We start from the raw sequence: 12,128 nt of genomic DNA on the forward strand, positions 1-12,128 counted from the left end.
GTAGCCATATTTCAGGACTAGACAAACAATTGCTGTTGGACTTTACTTGTTGCCTTTTACTGGAAAACCTGATAATCCATTTATAGCTCAATATTTATTAAGAAATCCTTTTTTTTATACTCGACATTAACAATCATAATTGGAATACTACTATCTTTCTTAATAATAAAAAGGAATAAAAAACGAAACGAATTAAATAATAATGGTATGGAAAACTGATAAAACACTATGATTAATACTGTATATAATTTATTGATAGTTCCAACTTGATTACTAAAATCATAGAACTAAAGATACAGAAGCACATTGACAATAATTTTAAAAAAAAAATCATGCATGGTTTTAAAAACAAAACAGAATGCTATTTATACTGCTTACTAAAAAATCGTCAGTTTTGGATAAAAAACATTAGACGTTACATGTTTGCTTATTGTGCTTTGTATTTAGTAATGCCCAATCTACAAACTATACATAAAAAGGATAGTAATAATTACTAAAAACCATATGGCAATTCCAGAAGTTAATGCATTACGTCATAATTTTAAATTAACGTTCTTGTTTAAAAACTGATGGACTGACACCTATATGTTTTTTAAAAAATCTTGAAAAACTGCTAATTGAATCAAAACCTAATTTATAAGCTAGCTCTTTAGTTGTAATCTCACTTCTAACTAATCTTCGTTTGGCTTCTGTAATTTGCCTTTGCTGTATAATCTGCTTTGCTGTTAGATCTAACTTACCTTTTAAAATTTGATTTAATCGCTTTAAACTAATCCCTATTTTTTCTGCATAAAAATTAGCATTTGTATTTTCTAAAAAATGAGTCTCCATTAATTCCAAAAACTGAAACACTCTTTTTTGGTTTAAATCTTGTTCTAAAATTTTATTATTTTGATACCTAATTAAGTGCAGTAACAAAACCTTCAATAGTGTTTTAAGCATTACGTATGACATTTCACTACTATAAAATTCATTTTCGAGTAATAGAAATAATTTTCTTATCTGTTTTATTTTTGATTCTTCAGTTATTTCAAATTCTGGATATTTATTAAAAAGTGAAAACACATCCAATGCATACTCAATATCATCTTCATCTATAAGGTCGCGTTCAAAATTTAATAAAATGCCCTGATTATTTGTAAATCCTTCCTTATTAAAAACTTCGTTTAATGGTTTAAAGTAAATTTTCAAATTTATTTCTAAATTAAATTCAAAATAAATACCCATAGAATTTTCTGAAAGTAATACTGAGTTACTTCCATAGTTTTCAATGATTTGAATCTTTTTATTTAAGGATGCTTTGTTCACTTAGTTTTAAAGTCTACCTCAAAAGTAAGAAGAATTTATTTGATTAGTTTTTATTTAATTCTCTTTGAAATATAAAATAAATAAAACCTGCTATTATTAAAGCTAGACCTGATGCTATTGCATAAATTACAGTATAATTATTTGAAAGATATTCAATAAAAGTTGAAAGAAATTGTCCACCAAAAACACCCATTGAAAACAGACCTAAATTTTTACCTTGATTTTGTATTGTACTTGCTTCAAGCATCATATGATTTAATAATGGTATTGTAAACCCAAATCCGACACCTATAAAAATGGTGGCTAGCACTAAAAATGGTAAACTTCCGGCTATTGTTAGTACAAAATAACCCAACATAAAAAACAAAAAACCGATAGCTACAGTCTTTCCATCTCCAAAAAAATGAACCATTTTAGGCATTTGGCTAGCGGTTATAATTGCAATTACAGAGATAAAAGCCATTAGATAACCCGTTTGAGATTCGCTAAAACCAAAATTTTCTGGTAAGTATAGTGGTAATGTAACAAAACCAACAAAAAATAACATCATTGCTAGAAGCGAAGCTATGAAAATTAGTCTTACTTTAATGTTTTTAATAGGTGTTGTTGTTTGCGCATCATTTTTAACTATCAACCATTTTTCTGGTTTTGGCAAGGCTACACTTACTAAAATTAAACACAGTATACCTAAAAGATAAATGTAAAATGGCAATTGCCAATTTATTTCGCCCAAAAGGCCACCAACAGCTAAAAACACAACGCCTCCTAATTCTATAGACATGCCTTGCCATGCAATCATTTTCATTCTTGCTTCACCTGTAAATAAATCTGCTATATAAGCTGTTACCGATACTTGAATTGCTACGGTTGCAGCACCTAGTAAAATCCTATCAAAAATTAATATAAGATCATTAGTAATAAATGCACCAACAAAACCTAAAATAGCATAAGGTATTAGTCCTAAACATAGTAGATTAATAGTGCCTAAAGTATTTAGTAACCTTCCTATTAAAGGCGCAAAAAGAACAACACCTAAAGAAGGTAAGGTAATAAGCCAACTAGGTGAAAAACCTAAATTTTTATGTTCCACAATTCCTGTTAATGAAGGAGCAATAACGGTTCCAACCATTATGGTTAAACTACTAACAAATAGTAGCGTAAAAATTCCGAAGTTTGATATTTTATTCATGTTGCAAAATTCAAACTAATTTTATCTAATGTGTTTACCTCTTTTCTAACATACTATACAAAAATGGAAATTGATTAAAACTATTATTATAAAATATAATGCATGTTTTTTAATGATTAAGTTAATTGATTAGCCACTAAACTAAATAGAGAAAAAGACCTTCTGCTGAAATAAATAGTCAAATGTGACAAAAGTCACATTACAACTCAAAAACCTATCGTATATTTGCGATAAGAACTATGAAAAGAAGCTTAGAACATATAGAATATAAGGAAGATACTGAAGCTCTGGCTAAATTTGCCAAAGCATTGGGACACCCTACTCGTATTGCTATTTTAAAACATCTTGAAAATCAATCTTGTTGTTTTACTGGAGATTTGGTTGATATATTACCAATTTCTCAATCAACAGTTTCACAACATTTAAAAGAATTAAAAAACGCAGGTTTAATTCAAGGAGAATTAAAACCTCCAAAAATAAAGTACTGTATCAATAAAGAAAACTGGAAGATTGCAAAATCTTTATTCCAACAATTTTTTGATTGATATTTTTTAATAAACCTATCGTTTATTTACGATAAACAAATACAAATATTATGACTAAAGTAATTAAAATTTTAGGGACAGGATGTCCAAAATGCCAAACAATGACTGGTGTAGTAAAAGATGTAGTGTCTGCAAACAACATTGATGCAACCATTGAAAAAGTTGAGGATATTATGGAAATTATGAAGTTTAATATAATGACAACACCAGCTTTAGTGGTAGATGATGTTATTACCATAAAAGGAAGAGTACCATCAAAAGACGAAGTATTGGCTCTTTTACAATAGTTTTAATTGTGTAAATGAAAACTAATAATTTAATATATGTTTGATTGGATACAAAATATCGCAGATTGGTTTGTTTACAGCGTTCTAAATTTAGAAAAAGGACAGCATTTAGCTGAAGCCTTAAATTTCTTTATTTATGATACTACAAAAATATTAATCCTGCTTTTTGTGGTTATCTTTTTTATGGGAATTGTAAACAGTTACTTTCCTATAGACAAGGTCAAAAACTATCTATCAAGAAATAAATTATACGGTTTAGAATACTTAATGGCAAGTCTTTTTGGTGTGGTAACGCCTTTTTGCTCTTGTTCATCAGTACCATTATTTATTGGTTTTGTAAGAGGTGGAATTCCATTAGGTGTCACCTTTTCATTTTTAATTACTTCTCCATTGGTAAATGAAGTCGCTATTGGACTTTTTGTTGGCTTATTTGGTGTTAAAACAACCATAATTTATGTAGTTAGTGGTGTTTTATTAGGTACTATTTCTGGTGTAATTCTTCAAAAATTAAAGTTAGAAACTTATTTAACACCTTGGGTAAAAGAGGTTTTAGAAAACGCTCAAAGAGATCAAGATATATTTCAGGAAGAAAAACAAACATTTAAACAACGCTTACCAATTATTTGGACAGAAGTTTTAAAAATTCTGAAAGGCATTATTCCGTATGTAATTATTGGAATTGCAATTGGTGGATTAATGCACGGTTATATTCCAGAAGGTTTTTTTGAACAATATATGGACAAGGACAATCTTTTTGCTGTTCCAATTGCTACAATTTTAGCTGTGCCAATGTACTCTAACGCATCAGGAATACTTCCCGTAGTTCAAGTATTGGTTGCTAAAGGAATTCCGTTAGGAACAGCAATTGCCTTTATGATGGGAGTTGTTGGACTTTCGTTACCAGAAGCTATGCTCTTAAAAAAAGTAATGACCCTAAAACTAATTGCTATCTTTTTTGGTGTTGTTACGCTCTGCATTATCATTTCAGGCTATTTATTCAACATATTATTATAATCCTTAAAACAATAAAAATGAAAAAAACGATCCAATTTTTAACAGTTTTAGCAATAGGTCTACTGCTTACATCTTGCAACAGTCAAAATAAAAACGAAACAACTTCTGTGGATACATCCATTTCAAAAATTGAAGTTATAGACTTTCACTCTACACACAGATGTATGACCTGTAATGCAATTGAAGCCAATACAAAATACACGTTGAACACTTATTTTGCAAAGGAATTGAAAACAGATAAAATTACATTTCAGGTTATTAATGTAGATGAAAAGGAAAAGGAAAAGATTGCCGAAAAATTTGAAGCATCAGGAACTTCTTTAATCTTAAACGTTATTAAAAACGGAAAAGAAACCCAAATAAATCTAACGGATTTTGCTTTTATGAATGGAAATGACCAAGATGTTTTTTCTAAAGAATTGAAAGCTAAAATAGATACGGAATTAAAAACGCTCTAAATGGATTTTTTACAATCGCTTTTAGAGAATTATAACATCCCCATGTTATCGGCATTGATACTTGGATTAATGACAGCCATTAGTCCGTGTCCTTTAGCTACCAATATAACTGCAACTGCATTTATTTCTAAAAATATTTCCAGTAAACGGAAAGTGTTTTTAAGCGGTTTGCTTTACTCTTTAGGTAGAGGGTTTAGTTATACTGCAATTGGTTTGATATTATATCTTGGCGCAAGTAAATTCCATATAGCTAGATTTTTTAATCAGAATGGAGAAAAATATTTAGGTCCTTTATTAATCATCATTGGGTTGATTATGCTAAATATTATCAAACTCAATTTTTTAGGGAAATTAAATTTTCAAGAAAAACTATCTGAAAAATTTAAGGACAAGGGACTTTTAGGCTCTTTTTTAATAGGTGTTGTTTTTGCATTGGCATTTTGCCCTTATAGTGGCGCGTTATTTTTTGGAATGTTAATACCTATGACAATTGCATCGGCAGACGGACTTTATTTGCCAATTGTATTCGCTTTTGGAACAGGATTACCAGTCATTCTTTTCACCTATCTTTTGGCATTTACAGCTGGAAAAGTAGGTATGTTTTATAACAGAATTACGAAAATTGAAAAGGTAATGCGCACAGTTGCAGGTATTGTATTTATAATTACAGGTCTATATTATGTTGCCATTTTTTTAGGATTGCTATACTAGAGTTATCCTGCAATGAGCTTACTTAATTTTAAAAATTATACTCATAAATGATAAAATTGTTCAACACCTTATCATTAACGTTATATATTATAGCAGAATTTGAACAGAGTAATTATTTTTTTTATTACTTGTTTTAGTAATATATATGGTCTTAAAACGGATGGATACAAAATTGTATGACACTTGCACTAAAGCCTTCCTAAAAACGCTTAAAAGGCATTGTATAAAGGTAACAGAGAATAATATAACATCGTAATTAAATAAATTAAAGTACAAACGTAAGTGCATAAAAAAAGCTTCATATTTCTATGAAGCTTTGCTTAGTAGCGGGAACTGGACTCGAACCAGTGACCTTCGGGTTATGAGCCTTACGCTATATGGTTTTATATGGTTTCAAATGTATTTATTTACCTAATTATCAGCAAACTAACTATTTTGCTAAATCACTTAAAACCATGTAAAACCACTAAATGTTTTACAAATGTTTTACAACAACTCAAAACCTTTGCGTATATTTATAGTCCTGAAAACCCTATATACAATGGCTACAGTAAAGATACTCCTTTGGAACCACTACAAAAAGAAAGATGACAAATATCCTATTGCGCTCCGTATTACTAAAGACCGTAAACCTCGATATATATTTACAGGTAAATATATCTTAGAGAAGGATTGGGACCCAATTTTATGTAAGGTGAAAAAATCACATCCTAACTCTGCAAGGCTCAATAACTATCTTTTAAAGAAACTCGCTGAAGCCGACGACACACTGCTTGAAGCCACTTCAAATAATGAGATGGTTTCAACAAAACAAATACAGAAGAAAGTAAAACGAAAAGGTAAGAATGTATCGTTTTTCCAGCATGGTGCACAGCGAGTAAAAGGTAAATATGATAAAGGCACATTTTCAGTTGCTCGGTCTGAACTTTCAATCCTCTATAACATTAAAGAGTTTATGAACCTCACCGAAACGGGTTCAAAACAAAGTATCATTGATGGTATAAAGGAGCGCAGAAAGTCTCGTCACAAAAAGGGCATGAACCCGAAGACCTCAATTATGTTAGGAATAAAGAGCTTTGAAAAAGATGAGACGCTCTATTTTTCAGATGTAGATATGGCATTTATTAATAAGTTTAAATCATTTTGTAGCACCTACCTTAATCATAAAGAGCGAACACTTACAAATCAATTAATTTTTATTAGAACACTCTATAACAATGCAATTAAAGAAGGAATAGCTAGTGAGAAGTTTTATCCCTTTGCAGGAGACAAAGAAAAAATCAGAATTAAAAGCAGTCTCAAAATTGGATTAACCAAAGAAGAAGTAACTAAAATAGAAAACCTTGAAGCTGAATTTGATAGTCCTATTTGGCATACTAAAAACGTTTGGCTCTTCTCCTACTATTTCGCAGGGATACGAATTTCAGATGTTCTTATGATGCGGTGGTCAGACCTTGTTGATGACCGACTTATGTACGTCATGAATAAAAATGACAAAACAGTTAGTCTTAAAATTACAGACAAGGCTCAAACTATCATAGACTATTATAAGAATGATAAGCAATCGAAAAAAGATTTTGTCTTTCCGTTTCTCAAGAAAGCAAATCAAAAAGACCCAGAGGACGTTTTTGTAAAAGCACGAAACGCAACAAGTCTTTTTAATAAATATTTGAAACGTATTGCATCACAATGCGAAATTGACAAGAACCTATCAAACCACATTGCTAGACATACCTTTGGTAATATTGCTGGCGATAAGATTAATCCTTTAATGTTACAAAAACTCTACCGCCACACCGATTTAAAAACAACGATTGGTTATCAAGCCAACTTCATAAATAAGGACGCAGATGATGCTCTTGATGCAGTTATCAATTAACAGAATTTTTTATCTTTAACACATGGAAGTAATTTGTTTACAAGATGAAGCCTTTTATAAGCTCATAGAAGATGTTGTAGAGCGCTTAAAAGAAAAGCAAAATATCACACACGACAAGTGGATATCACCTGAACGTGCTATGGAAGTTCTTAATATTAAAAGTAAAACGACACTTCAAAAACTAAGAGACGAGGGACAGATTACTTTTTCTCAGCCACAAAAGAAAATCATTCTGTATGATTACGACTCTATCTTGGACTATTTAAAATCACATACTAAATCATCATTCTAATGAATATGGAAAAATATATTAAGGGTTTCAACGATGGTTATCTTTTAAAGGAGCATAAGCCCGAACTTTTAGAAAAAATTTTAAGCACCACTTCTTCCATTGATTATATTCAGGGACTCAAAGATGGAGAGCGCGAGCATAAGCAATTAATAGTAAAATCAAGAACACAAGAGCTTGAGGATCTAAAAAGTTCAAAATCTAAGAATATTGATTTAGAAAGATAAATTTTAGGCATGTTATTTTAAAGCTCCTCCATTTTTTGTAGGAGCTTTTTTATTTTCTATTTTTAACAAATAAATTTCCCGAAAAATTTATAAATGAAAATTACAATGGTATGATATTTATATCAAGCTGTTAGAAAGCCTATGCGTTGTTTTAACAATCACAGATTAAGTTAATAATATGAGTAACATATACACTAAAAAATCATTAGGAGAGACATTAATTCAGAATATTAAAGAGAATGACAAAGTATCAATAATTGCTGCTTATTTCACCATTTTTGGTTTTCATGAATTAAAAAATGAATTGTCAAAAATTGATAATTTGAAACTCATCATGAGCTCTGGACTTTTTAGCTTTAATGACCGTCAACTTTTTTCAGATAAAAACACCGACATAAATGGTGATAGATATGAATTCCGCTTTAAAAATCAGTTAAATCTACAAAACATAGCTCGAGAATGTGCTGAATGGATTCAAGAAAAGGTTGAAATTAAATCTACAAAAATGCCTGGTGTTATAGGCACCAACTTAATACATTTAGAAGGTCAACAAGCCACGGGAATTAATATATCTACATCAAACCTTTCGGCATCAGATTTAGGCTTTGCCCCCAACGATAAAATCACAATGAATACTGTAACTAATGATACTGAAGTTACAGCTCAAATGCTGAATTTTTTTAATCAGAATTGGAATAATGATGCTTTAATGGCTGATGTTAAAAAGGAAGTATTAGCTCAATTAGAACTTGCTTATAAAGACAACACACCATCTTACATTTATTACTTTACACTCTACAATATATTTAAAGACTATTTAGTTGACCTTGACGAAGAAAAAATCATAAAAACTAAGACCGGCTTTAAAGATACACTCGTTTGGAATAAACTATATAAATTTCAAAAAGACGGAGTGTTAGGAACAATAGATAAGGTTGAAAAATACGGAGGTTCTATTCTTGCCGACAGTGTTGGTTTAGGTAAAACATTCCAAGCCTTAGCTGTCATAAAATATTATGAGCTAAGAAATGATAGGGTACTGGTTTTATGTCCAAAGAAACTGCGTGATAATTGGACGGTTTACACACTAAATGATAAAAGAAATATTTTAGCGGATGATAGATTTAATTACGATGTCTTAAATCACACTGACTTAAATAGAGAAAGAGGGTTATCGGGAGCGATTAATTTAGAAACAATTAATTGGGGTAATTATGACTTGATAGTTATCGACGAATCTCATAATTTCAGAAATAATAATCCACGGAGAGATAGAGAAACTCGTTATGGAAGATTGATGAATCAAATTATTAAGGCTGGCGTTAAAACTAAAGTTTTGATGCTTTCTGCTACACCTGTTAATAACAGGATGAACGATTTAAAAAACCAAGTAGCTTTTATTACTGAAGGACAGGAAACAGCATTTTCAGAATACGGTATTGATAACATCAATACGGTAATGAAAATTGCCCAAACTCAATTTAACAAATGGCTCAAAAATCCAAATGAAGATAAAAAATCTTCTGAACTTTTAGAATCTCTCGATGCTCGCTATTTTAAATTACTTGATTTAATTACAATTGCTCGTTCAAGAAAACACATTGAACGATACTATGATTTGAAGAATATCGGGAAATTTCCAGAAAGACTACTTCCTAAAAACGTAAAATCAAATATCGATGTATTAGAAGAGTTTTCTTCTTTGCAAGACATTAACAGAGAAATTCGCAAATTAAACCTTAGCGCATATTCTCCTCTTAAATATGTAAGACCAGATAAACAAGATGAATATAATAGAAGTTATGACCTCACATTAGAGTCAGGTAGTGTATTTAAACAAGTGGATAGAGAGCAAAGTTTAATTCATTTAATGCGGGTTAATCTACTCAAGAGAATGGAGAGCTCTATTAATTCTTTTGGGCTTACACTAGATAATTTATTAGGTAAAATCAACATCTTATTAAATAAAATTGAAAATAATGAGGATTATTCTGATGAGGAATTATCAATTGAAGATATAGATACTGACGACCCAACACTTGATGATTTCTTAATCGGGAATAAGGTAAAAGTACTTATTCAAGATTTAGATTTAGTTAGATGGAAACAAGATTTAGAAGAAGATAAAATGCGCTTGAGTAAATTATCAAGCGAGACAAAAACGATAAATGCAGAAAGAGATGCAAAGCTTATAAAGTTAAAGGAGCTAATACACCAAAAAGTTAATCAGCCGCTAAATAAGGGAAATAAAAAAGTCATCATTTTCACTGCCTTTGCAGATACTGCTCGATATCTCTATGAGGAAATAAGTGTGTGGGCAAAAGACAGACATAAATTAAATGCTGCTCTTATTACTGGTTCTGGAACTAATAAAACTACCATGAAAGGCATTAGGACTGACCTAAATGAATTACTGACCAATTTCTCTCCTCGCTCAAAAGAACGTAATAAAGTGTATCCAGATTTGACCGAAGAAATAGATGTACTAATCGCAACAGACTGTATTTCGGAAGGTCAAAACCTGCAAGATTGTGATTATTTAGTTAATTATGATATCCATTGGAACCCAGTTCGAATTATTCAACGCTTTGGACGTATAGATCGTTTAGGTTCAGTCAACAATCAAATACAACTTGTTAATTTCTGGCCAAATATGGAGCTGGATGAATATATTAATCTTGAAGCAAGAGTTAGTGGTCGTATGGTTCTATTAGACATCTCAGCTACAGGAGAAGAAAATGTAATTGAAGACAATGGCGAAATGAACGATTTAGATTATCGAAGAAAACAATTACAACAAATGCAAACTGAAGTTGTCGACTTAGAAGACGTTCACGGAGGTATTTCAATTACAGATTTTACTTTTAATGATTTCAAAATGGACTTGATGGAATATTTAAAAGATAACCATTCAATCCTCGAGCAAACTCCAAATGGAATCCACGCTGTTACTAAATCAAATATTGAAGGCTTAGAAGAAGGCGTAATCTTTTGTCTTAAACAGAGAAAGAAAAATAAGAAAGAAGAACACCATAATCCCATAGATCCTTATTTCCTAACCTACGTGAGCCACGAAGGAAAAATAGTATTTAGCTTTACACAAAGTAAAAAGATTCTAGATATATATCAAAAATTAGCATCCAGCGAATCTGAAGTATTTGTTGACTTGATAAATCAATTTAAAAATAAAACCAAACAAGGAAAAAAAATGGATGACTACATTAAGCTGCTTGAAAATGCTGTGCAGGAAATTGTAGGGAAAAACGAAGAAAAAGGAATTGCTAGTTTATTTACCTCTGGCGGTACAGCAAGTTTAAGTGATGAAATACGCTCTTTAGATGACTTTGAGCTTATCTCATATTTAGTAATTAAAAATTAGAATTATGGAAAATCTAATTAAGTTACTAAATATTGACAAGCGATGCGTAGTAGATAAAAGGATTACAAAAGTTGCAATTAGTAATAACAATTCGCTTAACACAAGTGAGAAAAAAATTCTAAAAGAAGTTATAACTGAAATGAGGTGGCTGGCAAGTTACAAACCTTTTAATAGCGCAATCCCAGAGTACATTTCAGAAACAGAAAGTTATGATGAAATTCAAATTATATCTGTTGCTTTTATAGATACCAAATTTACAAAGCAGGTGATTAACCTATTACAAAAAAATATGCCTTATCATCTGGTTTTGTTATTGGAATCAAAAGATAATTTTGCAGTGTCCGTGGCAAAAAAAAGCATCAATCAAACTGACAGTCTAAAGAGAACTATTGATGAAGTCCTCACCTCTACTTGGATTGATAATCTTTCAAATAATGAAATAAACGAAAGCTTTTTGAAACATCTAAACACAAAAAGTTATAACACCTTACATCTTAAAACTTTTTATGAAGGTTTTATAAAATCTATATATCTCTATGAAACCAGTCTTATAACGGGAAGTTTTAATGTGAAAGAGAATAAAGAGGTTATTAAAGATGCTAATGCTCTCAGAGAAATTGAAATTCTTGATAAGGAAATAATTAGCATTAAGAGTCAAATTAAAAAGGGAACGGTATTTAGCGATAAAGTGAGGTTAAATATGAAGTTAAAGGAGGTTGAAAAAAATAAACAGCTTTTAACTCAAAAACTATATTAAAAAACTAGACCCTAAAGTGGTATAGTTTTTTAATTTTAACAAATTATCATATAATCAAAGAATGAGTAAAATTGACAACAACGAC

12 protein-coding genes are annotated in these 12,128 nt (G+C 30.5%); 10 read left to right on the top strand and 2 right to left on the bottom strand.

What is annotated here, in order from left to right; genetic code table 11:
* Nucleotides 1–546: 546 nt before the first annotated feature.
* Both B2989_RS03975 and B2989_RS03980 read right to left on the bottom strand, forming a co-directional pair.
* The gene (locus tag B2989_RS03975; RefSeq protein ID WP_292944486.1) at nt 547–1,308 is read right to left on the bottom strand and encodes a helix-turn-helix domain-containing protein; all 762 of its coding nucleotides are present in this window, start codon (nt 1,306–1,308) and stop codon (nt 547–549) included.
* A 43-nt stretch (nt 1,309–1,351) separates the two neighbouring features.
* Nucleotides 1,352–2,497, bottom strand: coding sequence for an MFS transporter (locus B2989_RS03980; RefSeq protein WP_292944489.1), 1,146 nt, complete (start codon nt 2,495–2,497; stop codon nt 1,352–1,354).
* A 239-nt stretch (nt 2,498–2,736) separates the two neighbouring features.
* Between B2989_RS03980 and B2989_RS03985 the strand changes: the two genes are divergently transcribed.
* From B2989_RS03985 to B2989_RS04030, 10 genes are all read left to right on the top strand, one after another.
* Nucleotides 2,737–3,042 carry an ArsR/SmtB family transcription factor gene (locus B2989_RS03985; protein ID WP_292944491.1) on the top strand — a complete coding sequence of 102 codons (306 nt, stop codon included), beginning with the start codon at nt 2,737–2,739 and terminating at the stop codon, nt 3,040–3,042.
* 50 nt (nt 3,043–3,092) lie between these two features.
* The gene (locus B2989_RS03990) at nt 3,093–3,329 is read left to right on the top strand and encodes a thioredoxin family protein (RefSeq protein ID WP_292944493.1); all 237 of its coding nucleotides are present in this window, start codon (nt 3,093–3,095) and stop codon (nt 3,327–3,329) included.
* A 36-nt stretch (nt 3,330–3,365) separates the two neighbouring features.
* Nucleotides 3,366–4,343 carry a permease gene (locus B2989_RS03995; protein ID WP_292944496.1) on the top strand — a complete coding sequence of 326 codons (978 nt, stop codon included), beginning with the start codon at nt 3,366–3,368 and terminating at the stop codon, nt 4,341–4,343.
* Between the two features lie 17 nt (nt 4,344–4,360).
* Nucleotides 4,361–4,801, top strand: coding sequence for a nitrophenyl compound nitroreductase subunit ArsF family protein (locus B2989_RS04000; RefSeq protein ID WP_292944499.1), 441 nt, complete (start codon nt 4,361–4,363; stop codon nt 4,799–4,801).
* A complete protein-coding gene (locus tag B2989_RS04005) occupies nt 4,802–5,512 on the top strand; it encodes an aromatic aminobenezylarsenical efflux permease ArsG family transporter (protein ID WP_292944501.1) in 711 nt (236 codons plus the stop codon).
* Nucleotides 5,513–6,053: 541 nt separating this feature from the next.
* A complete protein-coding gene (locus B2989_RS04010) occupies nt 6,054–7,391 on the top strand; it encodes a tyrosine-type recombinase/integrase (RefSeq protein ID WP_292944504.1) in 1,338 nt (445 codons plus the stop codon).
* A gap of 22 nt (nt 7,392–7,413) precedes the next feature.
* Nucleotides 7,414–7,683, top strand: coding sequence for a hypothetical protein (locus B2989_RS04015; RefSeq protein WP_292944507.1), 270 nt, complete (start codon nt 7,414–7,416; stop codon nt 7,681–7,683).
* Nucleotides 7,683–7,907, top strand: coding sequence for a hypothetical protein (locus tag B2989_RS04020; protein WP_292944510.1), 225 nt, complete (start codon nt 7,683–7,685; stop codon nt 7,905–7,907). Before B2989_RS04015 ends, B2989_RS04020 begins: the two co-directional genes overlap by 1 nt.
* Before the next feature lie 178 nt (nt 7,908–8,085).
* A complete protein-coding gene (locus tag B2989_RS04025; RefSeq protein ID WP_292944513.1) occupies nt 8,086–11,286 on the top strand; it encodes a helicase-related protein in 3,201 nt (1,066 codons plus the stop codon).
* A 4-nt stretch (nt 11,287–11,290) separates the two neighbouring features.
* Nucleotides 11,291–12,043: a DUF4391 domain-containing protein gene (locus B2989_RS04030; RefSeq protein ID WP_292944516.1), complete on the top strand. Its 753-nt coding sequence runs from the start codon at nt 11,291–11,293 to the stop codon at nt 12,041–12,043.
* The last annotated feature ends 85 nt before the right edge of the window (nt 12,044–12,128 follow it).

This window comes from Olleya sp. UBA1516 (assembly GCF_002323495.1).
Lineage (GTDB): Bacteria > Bacteroidota > Bacteroidia > Flavobacteriales > Flavobacteriaceae > Olleya.